This window comes from Oceanobacillus sp. FSL K6-0251, from assembly GCF_038004725.1.
GTDB classification, from domain to species: Bacteria; Bacillota; Bacilli; order Bacillales; family Amphibacillaceae; genus Oceanobacillus; species Oceanobacillus oncorhynchi.
Genome location: NZ_JBBORS010000001.1, coordinates 1,652,937 through 1,673,465, shown reverse-complemented (window position 1 = coordinate 1,673,465; position 20,529 = coordinate 1,652,937). Strand labels below are relative to the sequence as shown.

The 20,529-nt window shown below is 38.8% G+C and carries 16 protein-coding genes and 1 pseudogene; all 17 read right to left on the bottom strand.

Annotated elements, in window-relative coordinates; translation table 11 throughout:
* Positions 1 to 5 precede the first annotated feature (5 nt).
* The 17 genes and pseudogenes from MKY45_RS08550 to MKY45_RS08470 all read right to left on the bottom strand — a co-directional run bounded on the left by MKY45_RS08550 (position 6) and on the right by MKY45_RS08470 (position 20,393).
* Complete coding sequence (locus tag MKY45_RS08550; RefSeq protein ID WP_256706001.1) at positions 6 to 908, bottom strand: ROK family protein; 903 nt, start codon at positions 906 to 908, stop codon at positions 6 to 8.
* A gap of 181 nt (positions 909 to 1,089) precedes the next feature.
* The gene (locus MKY45_RS08545) at positions 1,090 to 1,416 is read right to left on the bottom strand and encodes a hypothetical protein (RefSeq protein ID WP_042536142.1); all 327 of its coding nucleotides are present in this window, start codon (positions 1,414 to 1,416) and stop codon (positions 1,090 to 1,092) included.
* Between the two features lie 381 nt (positions 1,417 to 1,797).
* Entirely contained in the window at positions 1,798 to 2,259 is a 462-nt protein-coding gene (locus tag MKY45_RS08540) for a VanZ family protein (protein ID WP_256706000.1), read from the bottom strand.
* 161 nt (positions 2,260 to 2,420) lie between these two features.
* Positions 2,421 to 3,458 carry a plasmid pRiA4b ORF-3 family protein gene (locus MKY45_RS08535; RefSeq protein ID WP_256705999.1) on the bottom strand — a complete coding sequence of 346 codons (1,038 nt, stop codon included), beginning with the start codon at positions 3,456 to 3,458 and terminating at the stop codon, positions 2,421 to 2,423.
* A gap of 456 nt (positions 3,459 to 3,914) precedes the next feature.
* A complete protein-coding gene (locus tag MKY45_RS08530; RefSeq protein ID WP_212928292.1) occupies positions 3,915 to 4,349 on the bottom strand; it encodes a VOC family protein in 435 nt (144 codons plus the stop codon).
* 220 nt (positions 4,350 to 4,569) lie between these two features.
* Positions 4,570 to 5,183 (bottom strand): annotated as a pseudogene (locus MKY45_RS08525) (PH domain-containing protein).
* A 343-nt stretch (positions 5,184 to 5,526) separates the two neighbouring features.
* Positions 5,527 to 6,909, bottom strand: a complete 1,383-nt coding sequence (gene rlmD, locus MKY45_RS08520) for a 23S rRNA (uracil(1939)-C(5))-methyltransferase RlmD (RefSeq protein WP_256705998.1) — start codon at positions 6,907 to 6,909, stop codon at positions 5,527 to 5,529.
* A gap of 146 nt (positions 6,910 to 7,055) precedes the next feature.
* Positions 7,056 to 7,970, bottom strand: coding sequence for a diacylglycerol kinase (locus tag MKY45_RS08515; protein ID WP_193063861.1), 915 nt, complete (start codon positions 7,968 to 7,970; stop codon positions 7,056 to 7,058).
* Positions 7,971 to 8,465: 495 nt separating this feature from the next.
* Entirely contained in the window at positions 8,466 to 9,896 is a 1,431-nt protein-coding gene (gene gatB, locus MKY45_RS08510; RefSeq protein WP_193063862.1) for an Asp-tRNA(Asn)/Glu-tRNA(Gln) amidotransferase subunit GatB, read from the bottom strand.
* Positions 9,896 to 11,362: an Asp-tRNA(Asn)/Glu-tRNA(Gln) amidotransferase subunit GatA gene (gene gatA, locus MKY45_RS08505; protein ID WP_042533068.1), complete on the bottom strand. Its 1,467-nt coding sequence runs from the start codon at positions 11,360 to 11,362 to the stop codon at positions 9,896 to 9,898. Before gatA ends, gatB begins: the two co-directional genes overlap by 1 nt.
* 18 nt (positions 11,363 to 11,380) lie before the next feature.
* Complete coding sequence (gene gatC / locus MKY45_RS08500) at positions 11,381 to 11,671, bottom strand: Asp-tRNA(Asn)/Glu-tRNA(Gln) amidotransferase subunit GatC (RefSeq protein ID WP_042533066.1); 291 nt, start codon at positions 11,669 to 11,671, stop codon at positions 11,381 to 11,383.
* A 388-nt stretch (positions 11,672 to 12,059) separates the two neighbouring features.
* On the bottom strand, positions 12,060 to 13,328 hold the full coding sequence (locus MKY45_RS08495; RefSeq protein ID WP_256705997.1) for a helix-turn-helix domain-containing protein: 1,269 nt from the start codon (positions 13,326 to 13,328) through the stop codon (positions 12,060 to 12,062).
* A 348-nt stretch (positions 13,329 to 13,676) separates the two neighbouring features.
* A complete protein-coding gene (locus tag MKY45_RS08490) occupies positions 13,677 to 14,795 on the bottom strand; it encodes a CamS family sex pheromone protein (protein WP_289584846.1) in 1,119 nt (372 codons plus the stop codon).
* A gap of 6 nt (positions 14,796 to 14,801) precedes the next feature.
* The gene (gene ligA, locus MKY45_RS08485) at positions 14,802 to 16,811 is read right to left on the bottom strand and encodes an NAD-dependent DNA ligase LigA (RefSeq protein WP_289584847.1); all 2,010 of its coding nucleotides are present in this window, start codon (positions 16,809 to 16,811) and stop codon (positions 14,802 to 14,804) included.
* Positions 16,812 to 16,817: 6 nt separating this feature from the next.
* Complete coding sequence (pcrA, locus tag MKY45_RS08480; protein WP_341172830.1) at positions 16,818 to 19,064, bottom strand: DNA helicase PcrA; 2,247 nt, start codon at positions 19,062 to 19,064, stop codon at positions 16,818 to 16,820.
* 32 nt (positions 19,065 to 19,096) lie between these two features.
* Positions 19,097 to 19,789 (bottom strand): heptaprenylglyceryl phosphate synthase, encoded by a 693-nt coding sequence (locus MKY45_RS08475; protein ID WP_289584866.1) that lies wholly within the window; start codon positions 19,787 to 19,789, stop codon positions 19,097 to 19,099.
* Positions 19,790 to 20,069: 280 nt separating this feature from the next.
* Positions 20,070 to 20,393, bottom strand: coding sequence for a YerC/YecD family TrpR-related protein (locus MKY45_RS08470; protein ID WP_042533048.1), 324 nt, complete (start codon positions 20,391 to 20,393; stop codon positions 20,070 to 20,072).
* Positions 20,394 to 20,529: the final 136 nt, after the last annotated feature.

Here is a 20,529-nt window from a genome sequence, read left to right as displayed (position 1 = left end):
TCCCATCACCCATTCAGCAAATTCCCTGTTTTCAGCAGGTGGTGATATGTAGCACCTACCATCCCTGAGTGATTTTTAAAATAACAGGTGTTGATTTCTAACCAATCCTCATTTAATTCATATGCTTTTAACTGTGATTTTAATTCACTAATAAACGAATCACGATTAGAAATTCCTCCTCCTATTAATATTTTTGCTGGATTAATAATATTAAAAATATGATATATTAAATTCGCAATATGATCATAAAACGTGGATATAATTTCTATTGCGTCTGCATCGCCCTCATCAAAGGCTTGAAACACCGCTTCTCCAGTTACTTGGCTTAGCGGAATTTCTTTTACAGATGAAAATTGTTTTCGTATAACTGTCATCGTAGCTTTAAGATTTAAGGAATTACTGAAAAGGTTCGGTGTTTTGTCCGGGCTGGTTTTCATATATCCAAATTCACCTGCGCGGTGCGAGACACCTCTATATAACTGATTATTAAGAAATAAGGCTCCTCCGATGCCGGTGCCAATGGTCATACAAACAAAATCGGTATCCTCCCGAGCATTCCCCAGCCATTTTTCTGCATAAGCCACGCAATTAACATCATTTTCAATCGTAACAGGAATAGACAGCTTTTCATCCAGATAGGATTTCATATTGAAATGATCAAAATCTCTATATGCTCCACCATTTTCAATGTAGCCGCTTTCCGCATCAATAAAGCCTGGAGCGCTGATTGCCAGCCCATTGATTTCGTTGTATTTAGAAGAGGCAATCTCTACAATCTTGTCCAGTACAAAGTTACCGTTTGTATTTTTTGAAGAGAATAATTCTACTTCTAATATATCTCCCTGTTCATTTAATATGCCATATTTTATTTCCGTACCGCCTATATCAAATGCTAAATACTGCTTCATTATAAATCCCCCAATATGAACTTATATCAAACGATGCTATTCTACAATTTTGTAATATAATTACTTCCCCTGCAAGTTCCTTATACATTACGAATAAATTCTTATTGCATTTCTTGCTTCTTTTGCTTGATACAGAGCCAAATCCGCCCTGGCAAACCACTGCGAGATATCTACTCCCTCTTTATATACCGCCATTCTTTCCCTGGTGCGAAATGCGTTTAGAATACATCACTGCCGTACCAATCGCGAGGAATATCACATTCAGAATGCTTGGTACGGCAATAAACCTCCAAATATAGATTGGAACAGACGTGCTAAGCAAATCCGTCCGGACAATAATAAGGCTGAGAAGGCATTCTATAATAAAAGTAAAAATCACCAGCCAAATGGATAATTTATAATGAAACCAGAGCCAGTCCTTATCCAGCCTTGCATATTCCTTTTCAATTTCAGGAATACTGGTGGCATTTTTTTCGTCTGGATCTAACGTTATTGTATTCTGTCCCATAGCTGCCCTCACACTTTAATTATCTTTTTCTGCCATGAAGCAGGTCCAACGTATATGAAAAATTCCATTAGATACTAAGAAGCTATCACGCTTTTCACTAACGTCTAAAAACTGCAGAGATAATGATAATTTAGTTTATTTTAATCAAATTAGTTCTTATTTCATATTAGCATATATGGAAAAAATAGTTGTAATTTTTGTTTTTTATCCAGTGATTCAAATTAAAAACAGCCTTTATACTTTTTGTTGTTGAAGTATAAAGACTTTCTTTGAATTTCTCTAAAGCTTCTAGAATTTTTTATACATATCAAACTGCAGAAGCATTAAAACCATTGGGAAGCTATCATTAAAAAACAATGAACTGCAAAGCAAAACCATTTGTCAGCGGATACGCTTTTTGTTGCGCCGCTTTACCAGCTTGGAAATTAGTAAATAAATGACAATTCCTGTGCTCGCACCACCACTATCAATCAAGACATCTCTCACCTCTCCGGATCTCCCGGGGATAAATAACTGATGCACCTCATCTGTGATGGCATACAGAATACAAATCAACAAGGCAATACCTATACCTCGCTTGCCAAATACACCGCTTCTTCTTAATCCGTTCAAAACGAGAATGCCCAGTATTAAATAAGCAAAAAAGTGCGCATTTTTTCTAATGATATGATGCAGCTCTTCTATATGGAACTGGAATGAAGAAGCAAGATTCTCCAAGGTGTTTATAATTATTTCGGTAATTCCTGAACTGAGTTCATTGGAAATGGCAGCAGGCTGATGGGATAAATAAAAAATAATCGCCATCCAAAATATCACTGCCGCCCAGGAGAAGATTTTGTACATGTAACTAGCTCCTTATATATGTGTTTTATCTGCATGAAACATGCACTTATTCAAGTGGCACCATTCTAAAGCGTATCAGACGGATACTACTCGCTTCCTATGTATGAGAAAAATAATAAATGGTAACCCCTTTAAGAAAGGAATTATTTCCCTTAAACTTTCTATAATAATGTTTTTACAGAAACCTTTTGCGCACTCCAGCCAAGACTTTTTGCCCAAGCCCGCATCTCAGACTTTTCCAGCCTATCTTCGCTTTCATAAATAGTTCCTAAAAAATTGGCAAAGCCGCTTAAGCCGCCAACATCATCACATACGGAGATACCTTGTTTATGAATACAAACTGGTTTATGCTTATCCAAAACCATTGCTTCTGCTTCCGCCAACTCCTCTTGATCTATCAAATTTCGATGTAATAAATCCGCACAATCCTCATATTTGGTGATTTTCACCGTCCAATCATCTCCAAAATCATACTGATAAATGAGTTCATCTGTTACGGGAAACAATTTATTGTCCTGTATTTCTTCCGCTTTCGCAGCGATTACCTTATCCACTTCCAGACGCTCCAGCAAGTTTTCCACATCCCCCTCTAAAGTAAACGCTGAGCGCATTTCAGCAAGAGTTAATTCAACTAATGGCGCTTTCCGGATGGTTCTCATTTCTGTATCAGGATTTTGCTTTTTCCGTTCCAGATAATCCGTAAATGATTCTTTCACTTCAATCATTGTAAAATAATCTAACATTTCCTTCATATCCTGCTTCGCTATTTCCGGCTGCTCCAGTGTCCCCTTATATATGAAAGGCCCTGTATACTTCTTCCTCAACCATGTATGGATACTTCCACTTTTATAATCTTCGTCCCAAAAAAGATCACTTTCTGCTTCAGATGGAGGTTGAAATAGCGTACCTACTAAATCAGACCAGCCCTTTACCGTGCCTCCGGTCAGTTTCTGAAATACAGGATCAGGAAGCTGAAATTTGCGCAGATGCGCATTTTGCCATCCAAATAGTTTTTGAATTGCATAATGAAGGTTGTGCAGCGGCATATCAGATGGAATCAGAATGTCTCGGGATATTGATCCACCAGTTAAAGTCTCCCCATACCGATTCAGCATTCTTTTTTCATAATCCGACAAATAAGCGTCTGTTAATTCCAGATGCAGACGTACGGGAGTAAAGTTTTTATTTGACTTGTCCATATTATTTTCCCTCCTTCTTTTAAATAGATTAAATTAGATAGAGAGCTCTAATATTAACGCTTTTCTATCATCCCCATGATAAAATACGCTATCATTATGATAATAAAAAAGATTATTATTCCTGTAGGAGTTTTCATTAAATTCCCCATAACAACTAGTTTCTTTATCAACATCATGTTATTATTATAGCATTCACAAAAGGAACGTTCCTACGATTGTTATTTATTTCAGGGTCATAAGTATATAGTGAAGAATATTAAAGAGCACCATACCTCGAACAAGGCCTGTTTATAGATTAACTGGTTTGGAATCTCTGTTATTCATATATAGAAAAAACGTTCCTATTTTCCCTAATGGAATTAGTAAACGTTTTGTTTCATTTATATTTGACTGTCATAAAGATTTCAGATGTATGAAACTTTTTAAGTAAGCATCTCTACAAAATAGCACAGATATTTATTCAAAGTCTTTACTTAGAATATCCACGCGTTCTTCAAAGGATACTTCGCGGTGAATCTCATGTAACATCCATACATACCCATAGCTGTCAGCAAACATTGCATTAGAGATGCCCATTTCTTCCATCCTTGTAACAGGCTGTATTTCTGTTGCATTCGCAGCCATCGCTTTTTCATATGTTTCTTGAATGTCCGGAACTGCAATATTGAACCAAAAAGATTGTGTCTCCCCTTCTTTCGGAGCAAATAATTGATATTCAGGATTCTCATCAAGCATGTGAAAACGCGTCCCGTAAATGGTAAATACTGCTTCATTATTTCCTGCTTTAAAATTTGTTTCTTCTACTACTTCTACATCAAAAATAGACTTGTACTGCGCTAAAGCTGCTTTGCTGTCTTTTACAACAAAATCAAATTCCACTCCGTTAATCATTTGGCATTCTCCTAACTTTTAATTAATTCCTATCTTCTACAATACGCTTGTTTTTATTCTACTTTGTCAGTACCTTTTCAGCAATCACCGGAGCACACAGAAAAACCAAATTTCTTCAGCGCTCACGCTTTAAGCAGATATAATGATTATTTTAAAACGTGATTTAATCTGGTCTAATCATGGTGTATCAGGAGCCACTATTCATTATAAAGTTTCCTTATTAATTTTGGTGATATTTTTTAAAAATATCACCAAAATCTTTCAGTGTATTGTCATTGTATGTCGTATTTAGCCAATCAAAAGCAAATTTCGCAGCTTTTTCAAATTCATTCGCTATGGTTCCTTCCTGAAAACGGTTGTCAGTGAATAAGGTTTTGGATAAATCAGGACTATCTTTTGCATAACCTTTTACACGTGCATCACTGTCTTGAATATGTGAAATGGTAACTAATGATTTATATAAATCAGCAATAGCCTCGCTTTCCTTTTTCTCAATATCTACGGAAATAGCTTGTCCTCCAATCGTAAATTTTATTTCAAGGTCCAGGTCAATCGTACCAGCCGTTTCTACTGTGACGTTCTGAATAGGATAGCGGTAGTAATCATAGCGATAAATATTCCGCTTACTGCTTGTTGCCTTTTCCCCATCTAAGTGGATGAGGAACGATTCGTAAAGCAGTATTCATCTGATTTCGATTTAATCAGAAAATGAATTTGTTCCCCTTCTTCATGCAATACGTAATCATCTGATTCCGTTTTATCGAAGTTATCCGGTTGAATAATTTTACCAATATCACTCAATCCTAATGCATCACTGGCAATCTTTTTAAACATGCAGTACACTCTCCTCTGATGGAACTTGCCTCAGCTGGATTTTATCATCCAGCATGAAAGGTTTGTTCTGTAATAAATTGTTCTTATAATGCTATATTAATCTAATCATCAAATAATAGAAATTGATTAGGTGAAAAATATATGAATGGCACAAATGGATAAAAAAAGAACTATTTGTGCCGTTCTTTTACTTATCCTACAGTGTTCTGTTGATAGTTCTGTCTTCATCTAGTTCTCCATTTACTTCCATTAAAATAACCGTTATCAATGTATGGTGGTTCAGTTTTATTTCTCAATCATTCTATTTTGAGACAGCATACCATTCGCTGCCTTTTTCATCCCTTTACTCTTCCATCCTCGACAACACCGTCACAGCCTCTACATGCCCCGTATTCGGAAACATATCCACCGGCTGTACTTCCTTCGTCTCATAACCGCCGTCCTCTAAAATACGCAAATCCCTTGCCAGTGTCGAAGGATTACAGGAAACATAAACAATCCGCTTCGGCTTCATCTCCATCATCGCATCCAAAAATTCCGGATCACAACCCTTTCTCGGAGGATCGACAACAATCACATCTGGATCTAAGCCTTCCTTCTTCCACTTAGGCATCACTTTTTCAGCCTGTCCAACGGTAAACTCCGCGTTATCTATTCCATTATATGCTGCATTTTTCTTTGCATCTTCAATGGCTTCTGGAACAACCTCGATTCCATATACTTTTTTTGCTTTTTGGGCAAGGAAGAGCGAGATTGTTCCTATGCCGCAATATGCATCGATCACTACATCATTTTTATCAATAGCTGCATACTCCAAAGCTTTATCATAAAGCACCTTCGTCTGAACAGGATTCACTTGATAAAAGGACTTTGGCGAAATCGCAAAGGTTAAATCGCCTATTGTATCGTGGATATAAGCTGCTCCCCACAATACGTTTGTCTTCTTCCCTAAAATCACATTCGTGCGCTGGTCATTGATATTCTGCACAATCGAACGGATAAATGGAAACTTCTTTGTCAGTTCTTCGATGATTCGCTCTTTGCCAGGAAGCTTGGCTGTACGCGTTACAAAAACAACCATCATTTCTCCTGTAAAATGGCCTGCCCGTATCATAATATGACGCAGTTCACCTCGATGTGTTTCTTCATTATAAGCTTGAACACCATATTTATTCATTAAGTGTCGAACAAATGGGAGCACCTCATTCATTGCGTGACTATGCACATGGCAGGTGTCCTGATTCTGCAGAATCCGGTGGCTTCTTTTCTGATAGTAGCCTGTAATTAATTCACCGTTTTTTTCATCGACAGGAATTTGTATCTTATTTCGGTAATGAGAAGGATCTTCCATCCCAATGATTGGATGCACGGGGACATGCTCCAGATGGCCTACTTTTTTCATCACATTATGGACCTGATTCTGTTTCATTTGTAATTGAAGGGCATAGCTCATATGCTGGAGCTGACAGCCTCCACAATATACATGGCAGGTTGGATTCACACGTTCCGGGCTTGTTTTCTTCAGCTCTAACAGCTTTCCAAATCCATATTTTTTATTTGCTTTAACCACTTTAATAACGGCTTCTTCTTCCGGTAAGGTCTTTGGAATAAACAAAGGATAGCCGTCCACTTTTCCTACGCCGCTTCCTTCATGGGTAATATCTTCAATTGTAATAGTCAAATGTTCATTTTTTTGAACAGGGGTATTTCCTGTTGTTTTTGCCATTGTCATCTTCCTCTATTTCCGTAATCACTTTTGCTCACTTTATTCTATCACAGGCTTTTAACAAACAACAACTGTTCCTATGCTCAAGGAGACAGGAGCAATCAAAAAAGCCTCTAAAACAACTGTATGTTTAGAGACTTTCATCTTTATTCCAGCTCTTCTTGATGCTCGATGAATTCTGCTGGGACCATAAACTCAATATGTTCCTGAAGATTGATGAATTCTCCCGGCAGCATACCGCCGTATTCCCCATCAATATTCAGCTGCATTTTATCCTCATTCGTCACTTTAATTCGCTTTGCCTGTGTATAGATGATGTTTTTACTTTTTAAATGTTCCCCTCGAAGGGCAAGTGATGCAATTTGAATAAATTCTGCAAGATTTGTTTTCTTTAGAATAAGAACATCAAAGTACCCATCATTTAAACGTGCATCGGGAGCAAGCTTTTCAAAACCGCCGACGGAATTCGTATTAGAGATTAGAAATAGCATGATATCTTCTTCCAGTACATGTTCATCGTACTCAATTCTGACATGCGCCGGCTTTAAAGAAGGAAGCATCTCAATGCCTTTCATATAATATGCTAATTGACCTAACATTGTTTTTAATTTGCTCGGGACATCATATGTTAATTCTGTCAGTTTTCCTCCGCCGGCAATATTAATAAAATAATGCTCGTTGACTTTTCCGATATCTAATTTCAGCGAATTGCCTTCTAAGATAACATCTACAGCTTTATTAATATCTCTGGGAATTTGAAGTGCTCTGGCAAAATCATTTGTTGTTCCAGCAGGCAATATCCCTAACTTTGGCCGATATTCCTGTTCGGCTACGCCATGTACGACCTCATTGATCGTACCATCGCCGCCAGCCGCAACAATTAAGTCATAGCCTCTTTCTACAGCAGTTCTTGCAGCGTCGATAGCATCCCCTTCACATGTTGTCGCATGTGCGGAAGTTTCATAGCCGGCAGTTTCCAGCTTTTCTAAAATATTGGGTAATGCTTTTTTGATTGCTTCACGTCCCGAAGTTGGGTTATAAATGATTCGGGCCTTCTCCATGTTCTTTCCTCCCCATACGGTCCATCTTGCAATTGCTTCTTTACAGACACGTATTATATAAAGTATAACTTCATTCTTTGCTTTTCTTCTCCTTAGATGAAAGGAAACCTAGAGAACCTCACAACATTCCATAGCAAATATTTACTATACGTATTACAGAACGGTGATATTCACTGAAATCTCTCTCAAAATAGATACATAATAAAAAGCAGTATTTATCCATGATCTGACATGAATAACCTATGAAGTTCCTTTATGTTGAAATTATAATCGTATTAAATAAACTCGTCTAATCCATATCATAGACTTTTTTGATGTGTTTGAAAAGCAAAATGAACAAAAAATAACAAGTCTCGATAAAATGTGTTGTTTTTCTACAATGATCTTCCATTTTCTTTTCATCTTTTTTCACATTGGAGAGGCTGCCACATTTCATTTCTGCGACAGCCTTCCCTTGTTGCTTCTTTTATTTTATTACCATTCTACCAAGAAAGCTTATCGTTTCTCCAGCTCCGCAGCAAGAATTTCATTTACCAGCGGCGGGTTCGCCTGTCCTTTTGTTGCTTTCATAATTTGTCCGACAAGGAATCCTTTTGCTTTTTTCTTTCCATCCTTGAAATCAATGATAGATTGTTCGTTTTGATCAAGAATTTCATTCACGATTGGCTTCAATTGCTCTGGGTCTGAGATTTGAACCAGGCCTTGTTCTTCGACAATTTTTTCTGGGTCGCCGCCATTTTCAACCAGCTCTGCAAATACCTTCTTCGCAATTTTAGAAGAGATCGTGCCGTCTTCAATCAATTTAACCATTTTCGCCAGGGCATCTGGTGTAATTGCCAGCTCTTCAATCTCTTTATAATGCTTATTCATATAGGCAGAGACTTCTCCCATTAACCAGTTGGATACTTGTTTGATATCTGCTCCGTGCCCTGCTGCTTCCTCAAAGAAATCAGACATCTGCTTAGATGCCGTTAACACATTCGCATCATATTCTGATAAGCCTAATTCGCTTACGTAACGCTCTCTTCTGGCATCTGGAAGCTCAGGAATTTCACTGCGGATGCGTTCCTTCCAAGCCTCATCAATATATAATGGTACAAGGTCCGGCTCAGGGAAATAACGATAATCATCCGAACCTTCTTTGATACGCATCAGAATCGTTTCTTTTGTTTTTTCATCGTAACGGCGTGTTTCCTGCAGGATTTCTCCGCCGGATAATAATACTTTTTCCTGACGTGTTTCTTCAAATTCTAATCCTTTTTGAACAAAGGAGAAAGAATTTAAGTTTTTCAGTTCTGCTTTGGTACCAAATTCCTCTTGTCCGATTGGACGAAGTGAAATATTGGCATCACAGCGCAGGGAGCCTTCCTGCATCTTCACATCCGATACACCTGTATACTGAATAATATTTTTCAGCTTCTCCAAGTATGCATATGCTTCTTCTGGAGAACGCATATCCGGCTCAGATACAATTTCAACTAATGGTGTTCCTTGACGATTGTAATCGACATAGGAATAACCGTCTTCCCCATGTGTTAATTTTCCTGCATCCTCTTCCAGGTGCAGGCGGGTGATACCGATCTTTTTCTTTTTGCCGTTTACTTCAATTTCAATCCAGCCATTCTCGCCGATTGGCTGATCAAATTGCGAGATTTGATAAGCTTTCGGGTTATCTGGATAGAAATAGTTTTTACGGTCAAATTTCGTATCTGTTGCAATTTCACAATTGAGTGCCATTGCCGCTTTCATCGCAAAGTTGACTGCTTCTTCATTTAAGACTGGCAGTGTGCCCGGATAGCCTAAGTCAATCGGATTGACATTCGTATTTGGCGCGGAACCAAATTCATTTGTACTCGGACTGAATATTTTTGATGCGGTTTTTAATTCTACGTGTACCTCAAGTCCAATAATTGTTTCGAAATTCATTACTTGGCACCTCCTAGTTGAGGTCGTTTTGTATGGTGTTCTGTTGCTTGTTCAAATGCATGTGCAGCACGATAAACAGTGCTCTCATCAAAATAGTTTCCGATAACCTGCAAGCCGATTGGCAATCCATCCTCGGAGAAACCGCAAGGAATAGAAATACCGGGAACGCCTGCTAAGTTGACAGGAATCGTTAAGATATCATTCACATACATCGTTAATGGATCACTTGTTTTTTCACCGACCTTAAATGCCGGTGTCGGTGTTGTCGGTCCAACAATCACATCATATTCTTCTAAAATTTTATCAAAGTCATTTTTAATTAATGTACGTACTTTTTGTGCTTTTTTATAATAGGCATCATAGTAACCAGAGCTGAGGGCAAAGGTTCCAAGCATAATACGGCGTTTTACTTCATCACCGAAGCCTTCACTGCGGGATTTCACAAACATATCCAACATATTTTCTGCATTATCTGAACGGACACCATAGCGTACGCCGTCAAAACGGGCTAAGTTCGCAGAAGCCTCAGAGGATGATAATAAGTAATAAGTTGAAAGTGCATATTTAGAATGTGGCAAGGATACTTCTTCCCAAGTAGCTCCAAGGGATTCATAGACCTTCAATGCCTCTAAAACAGCATTTTTCACTTCTTCGGAAACACCTTCTGCTAAGTATTCTTTAGGAACAGCTATTTTTAAACCTTTTACATCGCCAGTTAATGCTTCTGTATAAGCCGGAACTTCTACATCTGCACTGGTAGAGTCCATTTTGTCATGTCCTGCAATGACTTCCAGTACACGTGCATTATCTTCTACCGTACGGGTCAATGGGCCAATTTGGTCCAGAGAGGATGCAAATGCCACAAGGCCAAAACGGGATACACGTCCATAAGTCGGCTTCATTCCTACAACACCGCAGAATGCTGCCGGCTGACGAATCGATCCGCCTGTATCCGATCCAAGTGAGAATAATACTTCCCCTGCTGCGACTGCTGCTGCAGAACCCCCGCTGGAACCGCCGGGAACGTGATCTGTATTCCATGGGTTACGAGTCGGCTCATAACCGGAGTTTTCATTGGAAGATCCCATCGCAAATTCATCCATATTTAATTTACCAACTGCAACCGGATTTTCAGCATCCAGCTTGTCAACAACGGTTGCATTGTATAACGGGTCCGTGAAATTATCTAAAAATTGACTTGCACAGGTAGTACGAAGTCCTTTCGTTACGATATTGTCTTTAATACCAGCCGGGATACCAAATAATACACCGGATTTATTCTCACGTTTGTCCAGTTCTCTTGCTTTCTCCAGCGCTTTTTCTTCATCAAGTGTCAGGAATGCATGCACATCTCCGTCCACTTCTTTAATTTGCTGATAAGATTCTTTCACTAAGTCTTCTACAGTAATCTCTTGATTATGTAATTTTGCTTCCAATTCTTTTATCGTATAGTCAAATAAAGACATGAATATGTTTGCCTCCTTTTATTCTAGAATCGATGGAACACGGATTTGTCCATCCTTTTGGTCAGGAGCATTCTTCAATGCATCCTCTTGTGTAATCCACTTTTTAGGTTCATCTTTACGCATCACATTTTTCAAATCTAATACGTGTGTGGTTGGCTTCACATTATCTGTATCTAATTCATTCAGCTGCTCAGCATATTCAATGATAGCACTCAGCTCATTCGCCATTTGTTCCACAGCTTCATCATCAAATTCCAAGCGTGCGAGATTAGCTACATGCTTTACTTGCTCTTTTGAAATCTCTGCCATTTGCTTAACCTCCAAAATAATCGTATTTATTTATAATATGCTATAAAAATAGCACTTATATTCGAGCGTGCATTTAGAATAAACATCATTCAGCCTATACACTCATTAAAACAACATTATATCATTTTTATAAGATGTTTTATATTAATTATTGCTATATAAATTGAAATTAATATTAGTAGCATTATTAACATTCGTGGTGGTATTAATAATAGTACTATGAATAACACTCTTATTAATACCGTTATTAACACGGATTCCACTTATGATAATAGCAAAACTTGCTTATACAAGGCAAGTTTATATTGCTGCATAACAAAAAAACCAAGTTATACTATAATTTATAATTAACATTATAGAATAACTTGGTTTTAGACATAAAATTATATCAAATGTGAGCAATATGCTTATACATTTGGTTTACTTCTCTATAATACTGTGCCGCGTCCTTGTAATTATTATTACCTTCATAGCGTTTTGCCAGCAGCTCGGAATAAAGAATAAAATTCACGTAGTCCTTTTGCTTCTTTAATAATGGAAGTAAATCTTTGACCAATAATTGTTCAAACAGATTGAACTGTTCTTCAAGCAGATAATTATAGCTGCGCAAGATGTATTTATACACAAGGTATGGCTGTTTATCCTTTAAATCATAGAATACACTTAATCCGTAATCAATATACTCTTCTGCCTCATCATAATAATTCGAATGATAATATTCACGTACGAGTGAAGCTGTGATCTCCACTTTGGTATTCGCTGACACGTCTGAATCATTTAAAATCCCTTTATAGTATTCAATCGCTTTTGTCGAATCACCCTTTGAAGCATATAGATAACCAAGATTCTGGTGAATCTTTTGAACGACTTTTTTATCATGAATGGTTTCTGCAAGCTGCAGACCAAGTGTGAAATTTTTAATTGCCTTTTCATAAAGCTTAATATGAGTATAACAAATTCCTAAAATATTATGGGCACGTGCACAGTGCAGGAAGCTATATTGCTTCATATACATTTCCAGAGCCTCTTCTGCATATTCGATTGCTTCAAGGGAGTTCCTCAGCTTAGAATGTGCCATCGAAATATAATACTTCAAGTCGGCCTCTGCCTTTTCCTCCAGGCGATGATCCTCTGTAATTTTTTCTGCCCGTTTATATTGATACATGGAATGATAATAATTCTTCACCGCAAAGCTGTAGCGTCCATTAAATAAATACCAGTAATACTGTTCTTCTACACTAAACGTGTTTACAACCTCTTTTAACTGCGTAATTTTATTGGCAGCCAAATCGATTCTTTCAATGAATAAAAAATAATTAATCTTATGAATCTCAAACATAATGAGATGATTAGAATAATTTTTATCCATCAGCATCTGGATTTCCTGATAGGCAGCTTCCATGTCTTTTTCTTTGGTATTCTCATCAAGCATCTCATACCAATTCTTACAGAGTTCGCCGATTTTCTCCTCCTGGCTCTGATCTATTGTAATACAAAGCCGGTGACACAGCCTTCGGATAATATCCTCATTCGGTTCTGTTTTTTGATTCTCAATCTTCGATAAATAGGATAAAGAAACAATTCCCTCCGATAGCTCCCCTAGAGTCATTTTCTGCTTTGTACGCTGGATTTTGATATACGTCCCAATCGCTATCATGTTATCTTTCACCCCACACTTTTATACTTTTATCACGGCATAGCGGTTCGTGAAGCAACCGTCTCTCTAATAGAGAAATTTTGTTTGACTGCTTATCTAATTTTTTCATAAATAAAGAAAATTAGTGCGAAAGTGCTTAAAAACATTTTCCAATGATAAGCTATTTTAATTCCTTTGTCATTATATCTTCTATAAACCCATTGTACCATACTCTGCCGTTCTTCAATTTGGGAAAATCAATAGAAGAATCATTAAATAACTTTTGCCTTCCCGGAAAATTTTCTTAAAAAAAGAAAATCCACTGCTGCTAGCTGATAAACTGCTAGTAACAGTGAATTTCCTGATGCTTTAATCATAAATATGAACTTGAATTTCATCCTCACCCGCATTACGGTAAAGCAGGCTCTCCGTCTTTTGGCTGGAAGTAATATTAACTTCTATATCATAATAGTTTGGAAACATATCCTCAATCAGACCATACACATACTGGGTAAAACCGATAACCTCTCCCTTGCCGTAAAATTCTATCGGGACATCGATGCGTAATTTCTGAAGCTCCTCATCTATATAGAAGCCTTCCCCTACCATTCCGACATAGTTTGGAAAGAAATCACGAATTTCATTTCCAAAGCTTGTTACAAGCTCTTGATCATCATAATATTTTTCCTGACCTTCATCAGAAGGGAAGAGGATATTTTCTTCTTCTACATCCTCCCAGCCGTCAATTGAGCTGCTCCCTCCATCCACATTTGTTTTAGCTACAAAATTTCCCGGCACAGGAGAAGCTTGCTCCTCTTCCCGGTAAATACCGATCATAATTGGAATATCACTGAGTTCTTCATCATTTTCACGAATATCATTGACAATATCCTGTGCAATTTCTGTTGCCTGTTCCATCATTGCACTTTCAGAGATATCTTCATATTGGTAAGGCTCGCCAGTATCGGTCTGGAATTGATAAACAGATTTCATCGCAAGTCCTATAGAGATTCCTTCTAAATTGACATTTCCATCCTCTGTCTGTGTTAAATAATTTTGTTCTAGAACATGGGATAAATAACGCGGATTTTCCCTGAAGGTCTCTTCATCTGCCCCTAGATTTACTTCAGGATTTAAATCATCAATCCAATTATTCACACGATCTTCTGTAAAATATTGCCCTTCTTGAAAATAATAATCTTCCGGACTATATGAATCCGTGGACAGCCGGCGCAATCCTTCTTCCATTTCATCAATATCTACACGGTTCGCCATTTGCCTTGTAATAACGCCTCTTGCCTCACTTGGCTGATATGGTAAAATCATTCGGTAATTTTCCCCTGAAAGTCTATTGCTAGGCACGATAGAAGTCTCTTCCTGGCTGCTGGCATCCTCCTGGACGACTTCCTCCTCGCTGGATGGCTGCTGCTGCACACATCCGCTTAAAAACAGTGCCACTACACTAATGGATAGCATCCATTTTTTCAAAGCGAATCACTCCTCTCCCTCGGTCGCTTCTTTTAACTCTGTTTCACTCCACACTTCTATCCCCAGTTTTTCTGCTTTTTCCAGCTTTGATCCGGCGTCCGCTCCAGCAATAAGGACATCTGTTTTTTTACTTACACTGCCTGTTACTGCCCCGCCTAACGATTCAATCAGCTCTTTCGCTTCTTTTCTCGTATACTGCTCCATTTTACCAGTCAATACAACTGTTTTTCCAGAGAATAAGCTATCTGTTTTTATTTCTGATTTCTTTTGACCGGTGTAAGTCATATTTACACCCAGCTCTTTTAATTCCTTCAATAGCTGCGTCACTTTTTCTTCTTCAAAATATCGGACAATGGAATCTGCCATTTTCTCGCCAATTTCTTCAATGGCTACAATTTCCTCCAAGTTGGCATGCTGAAGCCGCTCCATGGTTTCAAATTCCATCGCCAGAGTCTGTGCTGCTTTTGAACCAATAAAACGAATCCCAAGTCCGAACAATAATCTTTCCAATGAATTGGCTTTAGAAGCCTCAATAGCATTTAAAAGATTAGTAACGGATTTTTCGCCCATCCGTTCTAAATTCAACAAATCCTCTTTTTCCAATCGATATAAATCAGCAATGGTATGGACCAAATCTTCACGGAAAAGCTGAATGATAACTTTTTCTCCTAAACCATCAATATTCATCGCATTCCGGGAGACAAAGTGAATCAATCCCTCCATCAATTGTGCCGGACAGTTCGGATTGATGCAGCGTAATGCTACTTCCCCTTCTAGACGAACCAGTTCATTGCCGCAGTCCGGACATTCCTCAGGCATATGAAATTCTTTTTCTTCCCCGGTCCGCTGTTCGATAATCGAACGGACAACCTTTGGAATAATATCGCCTGCTTTTTTGATAACTACCTGATCCCCAATCCGGATATCCTGTTCACGAATTAAATCCTCGTTATGCAAGGAAGCCCGCTGCACAGTTGATCCTGCTATACGGACAGGTTCAAGAATGGCTGTCGGAGTCACTACGCCTGTTCTGCCGATGCTTAATACAATATCTTTTAAAGTAGTTACAACTTCTTCTGCCGGGAATTTATAAGCAATCGCCCACCGCGGGCTTTTCGCAGTAAAGCCCAGTTCATCCTGATGATCCAGGCTGTCTACTTTCACCACAATCCCGTCAATTTCGTAATTTAAATCCTTGCGGTGTTCGGTCCAATACGTAACGAATTCCAATACCTCTTCAATGCTCTTACATCTTTTCCATTCTTTATTTGTTTTAAATCCCAGACGATGCAAGGCCTCTAAGCTTTTACTATGACTGGTGATATTACTGTTTTCCCATTCACCGACGCCGTATAGAAAAATATCTAAATTACGTTTAGCTGCAATTTTCGGGTCCAGCTGCCTCAATGATCCGGCAGCTGCATTTCTCGGGTTGGCAAACGGTTCTTCACCCTTTTCTTCCCTTTCTTTATTCATCTCTAAAAAGGACTTATGCGGCATAAAAGCTTCGCCACGAACCTCCAAAGTTCCAGCTTCTTTGATACTTAATGGAATACTTCGTATCGTGCGCAGGTTAGATGTAATGTCTTCACCAATTCTTCCATCGCCGCGAGTGGAACCCAGAACAAATTTGCCCTCCTGATATTTTAGAGAAATTGCTAAACCATCTATTTTCAACTCGCACACAAAAGTAACCTCACCAGATACGCCTTCTTGAGCCCGTCTGGCAAAATCTCTTAGATCCTGCTCATTAAAAGCATTGCCAAGGCTCATCATTGGCGTTTCATGCGTTACCTTCCGAAAAGCATCCAGCGGTTCCCCGCCGATACGCTGAGTAGGAGAATCCTCTCTAGCAAGGTCTGGATGCTCTTTTTCTAAATCCTCCAGCTCCCTTAACTTCTGATCATACTCCGAATCGGGTACAGTCGGGTTGTCCAATACATAATAGGAATAACCATATTGATTAAGGACTTCTACTAAGGAATCCATGCGTTCTTTGATTTCTTGTTTGTTCATTCCATTTTACTCCTTTGTTATGGGGGCAAATTTTGCAAGAAGACGTTTGATGCCTACCGGAGCAGGAAATGCTACATCTAATTCCAGCTTTTCTCCTTCTCCCTGTACTCTTACAACCGTACCCGTTCCCCATTTTTTATGAGCAGCTTTATCACCGACAGACCAGCTTTTAGATTCTGCTCCGCTGGACTTAGGTGCCTGCATTTTTTCAGCCCGTCTCTTCGGTGGTGCTTCCTGCTTCTGGCTCGAGCCAAAGCTCTTTCGCATGCTGCCAGCTCCGCCAAATGGTGATTTTTTGGTTGTTTCCATGCCGTCCATCAATTCCACCGGAATCTCATTGATAAATCGGCTGATTGGGTTCATATTGGTACGTCCATATAAAGTACGCATTTGAGCATGCGTCAAATAAAGCTCCTCTTCTGCTCTGGTAATACCGACATAAGCAAGACGGCGTTCCTCCTCCATCTCTTCCTCGTCAAACATCGAGCGGCTGTGTGGAAATACATTCTCTTCCATTCCAATTAAGAAAACGACAGGGAACTCTAGTCCTTTTGCTGCATGCAATGTCATCAGGGTGATTTTTTGAGAGTGATCCGGATTCTCTTCATCGACACGGTCAATATCTGCAATCAATGCTAAATCGGTTAAAAAGGCGATGAGTGTTTTGTCTTCTTCACTTGCTTTTTCAAATTCTTGTGTAACAGTTTTAAACTCTTCTAAGTTCTCCAGTCTAGACTGCGCTTCAATGGAACGCTCATTATTCAGCATTTCTTCATAGCCGGTCCGTTCCAGCACAGTTTCTACCATATCCGTCGCTGTCAGAAACTCCTGCTGCTGTGTAAGCGAGCTGATAAGGCTACCGAATCCTGCTAAAGCATTGGCTGCTTTTTTCGAAACACCCGTGAAATCAACTTCCTTCACTGCTTCAAAGAGAGAAATATCATGCTCTGCTGCATATGCTTGCAAGCGTTCAATCGATGTTTTTCCTATTCCTCTTTTAGGTTCATTTACCACACGCTGGAAGCTGATATCATCATCGGGATTCGTAATTAACCTTAAATAAGCAATCATATCCTTGATTTCTTTACGGTCATAGAAGCGTGTACCGCCAACCATTTGATAGCTGATAGCTGATTTGACAAATGTATCCTCAATTGCACGGGATTGTGCATTGGTACGATACAATATAGCAATGTCACTTGGCTGGTATTTGCCTGACCGAGTTAACTGCTGAATGGTATCTGCAATATATAAAGCCTCTTCCTGCTCAGTTGCTCCTTTATAATAGGATATCTTTTTTCCGTCATCCTTATCCGTCCAAAGATTTTTCGGCTTTCGTCCAGAGTTATTGCCAATTACTTTATTCGCCGCCAGTAAAATCGATTTGGTAGAGCGGTAATTTTGCTCCAGCATGACAGTTTTCGCTGACGGGTAATCTTTTTCAAAGGACAGGATATTCGTAATATCTGCTCCGCGCCAACGGTAGATAGACTGGTCTGAATCGCCGACTACACACAGATTTTGATACCTTTTGGCAAGCTGTTTGACCAGAAAGTATTGTGCATGGTTTGTATCCTGATACTCATCGACATGAATATATTGGAACCGTCTCTGGTAATATTCCAAAACTTCCGGTACACGGTCAAATAAATGAATCGTCTGCATAATCAGGTCATCAAAATCTAAGGACTGATTTTTCCGCAGCATTTTCTGATAGCCTTCATAAATCTGCGCTACTTGGCGGTCATAGAAATTACCGGCATTCTTCGCAAATTCATCTTCTGTAATCAGCTCATTTTTTGCTGTACTAATCTGTCCAAGCATCGCCCGGGGATCAAATTTCTTTGGATCAATATTGAGATTTTTAAGTACTTGCTTTACAACAGATAATTGATCTGCGCTGTCTAAAATGGAAAAGTTCGAGGAATATCCAATCCGGTCAATGTCCCGGCGTAAAATCCGGACACACATCGAGTGAAATGTAGAGACCCACATATATTCACCTTGAGGACCGACTAATTTCGCTACCCGCTCCTTCATTTCTCTTGCCGCTTTATTGGTAAAGGTAATCGCTAAAATATTTCGGGGAGCTACTTCCTTCTCTCCCATTAAGTAAGCAATTCGATGTGTCAATACGCGTGTTTTCCCGCTTCCAGCTCCTGCCATAATTAAGAGCGGACCTTCTGTATACCGTACAGCCCTCTGCTGCTCCGGATTTAATGTATTTATCATCGCTTCCAGCGTTTGCTCCATCTTATCTCTTCCTTCCTTGGTTATTCTCCTTTTTACATATCCTCTTTAACAGCAGCTACTGTCTTGAGTGCTTGTTTTATATCCGTATAAATACTGTTTCCAACAATAATTGCATCAGCATACTCTTTCATCTCTTTGGCCTGCTCCGCTGTCTCAATACCGCCGCCATAGAAAAGCTTGGTGTCATTAAGTTCTGCCTTCACCTCGCGAACGACTTCTGCATCACCATAGGTACCGCTGTATTCCACATAAAAAATGGGCAGATGAAAAACATGCTCTGCCATATATGCATATGCCTTTACATCTTCTATATCGGGCAATTCACAATTCGTATGCCGGAAAGCTTTTGCTTCTGGATTTAAAATGCAATAACCTTCAAAGTATACCTCACTGTACTCCATCATGTCGATATATTCCTTGATTGCTTTTTGCTGTATATCCATCACATATTTTTTCTCTTTTGAATTCAATACCATCGGAACAAAATAAGTATCAAAGCCTGGAGTCAATGCTTCTTCATTCGAGATTTCCAAAACCACCGGTACCATATGTGCTCTGCGAATTCTTGATAATAAATCTAAAACCCCGTCTAATGTGACATCATCAGTGCCGCCGACTATAATCGCATCGGTCCCTGATTCACAAATTTTATCTAAATCTTCATCAGATATTTCCTTTGCTGGATCTAATTTAAACAGATGCTTCCATTCATTTATATTCATAATCAGTACAAATCCTCCATTATTACATTCATCTCTTTATTATAACAAAAATCGGCAAATGAATAGAACGGATAAGGTAAAGATTTTCAATATCTTAAGCAAAAACTTATTTACAAAATAGTGTTTATAAAGTGAAACTTCCTTCAGTGGGGATTTTTCAACGCACAACGCTTTATGATAGGCGAGTAATCACAACGCCAGCCAGTTACACTGCGATAAAATAAAAAAAGAGAAATCGAAACTATTTGCCTTACTTCAATAGTTTCGATTTCTCTTTTAGGCATTATTCTTCTGATTCTTCTTTTTCTTCTTCTCCTTTGATATGCAGCCTTTTCAAAACCAAATTATAGCCGTCACTGCCATAGTTAATGCAGCGTCTCACTCGGGAGATGGTTGCAGTGGAAGCTTTTGTTTCCTGCTCGATGGCACTGTATGTTTTTTCTTCTGTCAGCATTTTCGCAACCCGTAAACGTTGTGCCAGGGATTGGATTTCTGACATAGTAGCAATATCATCAAAAAACTGATAACACTCCTCACGCGTTTTTAATGATAATATAGCATCAAACAATTGATCGAGCTGCTCCCCTCGTAGCTTATCTATTTGCACTTCAATTCCCCCTTATTTTTCCTGTCCTTCTCTGTACCATTCTGAAAAGAAGAATAGGAAATAGTATTTTATTCATCCAACGAAGCTTCCTTCTCTAAACAAGAGCTTATTTTCGTCCATCAGGACAACTTTATTA

Bases quoted from the DNA above. Each gene is read 5' to 3' on its own strand.
- MKY45_RS08550 (WP_256706001.1), bottom strand. From the start codon at position 908: ATGAAGCAGTATTTAGCATTTGATATAGGCGGTACGGAAATAAAATAT.
- ligA (WP_289584847.1), bottom strand. From the start codon at position 16,811: ATGAACAAACAAGAAATCAAAGAACGCATGGATTCCTTAGTAGAAGTC.
- gatC (WP_042533066.1), bottom strand. From the start codon at position 11,671: ATGGCAGAGATTTCAAAAGAGCAAGTAAAGCATGTAGCTAATCTCGCA.
- gatA (WP_042533068.1), bottom strand. From the start codon at position 11,362: ATGTCTTTATTTGACTATACGATAAAAGAATTGGAAGCAAAATTACAT.
- MKY45_RS08545 (WP_042536142.1), bottom strand. From the start codon at position 1,416: ATGGGACAGAATACAATAACGTTAGATCCAGACGAAAAAAATGCCACC.
- MKY45_RS08495 (WP_256705997.1), bottom strand. From the start codon at position 13,328: ATGATAGCGATTGGGACGTATATCAAAATCCAGCGTACAAAGCAGAAA.
- pcrA (WP_341172830.1), bottom strand. From the start codon at position 19,064: ATGGAGCAAACGCTGGAAGCGATGATAAATACATTAAATCCGGAGCAG.
- MKY45_RS08540 (WP_256706000.1), bottom strand. From the start codon at position 2,259: ATGTACAAAATCTTCTCCTGGGCGGCAGTGATATTTTGGATGGCGATT.
- rlmD (WP_256705998.1), bottom strand. From the start codon at position 6,909: ATGGCAAAAACAACAGGAAATACCCCTGTTCAAAAAAATGAACATTTG.
- MKY45_RS08535 (WP_256705999.1), bottom strand. From the start codon at position 3,458: ATGGACAAGTCAAATAAAAACTTTACTCCCGTACGTCTGCATCTGGAA.
- MKY45_RS08530 (WP_212928292.1), bottom strand. From the start codon at position 4,349: ATGATTAACGGAGTGGAATTTGATTTTGTTGTAAAAGACAGCAAAGCA.
- gatB (WP_193063862.1), bottom strand. From the start codon at position 9,896: ATGAATTTCGAAACAATTATTGGACTTGAGGTACACGTAGAATTAAAA.
- MKY45_RS08515 (WP_193063861.1), bottom strand. From the start codon at position 7,970: ATGGAGAAGGCCCGAATCATTTATAACCCAACTTCGGGACGTGAAGCA.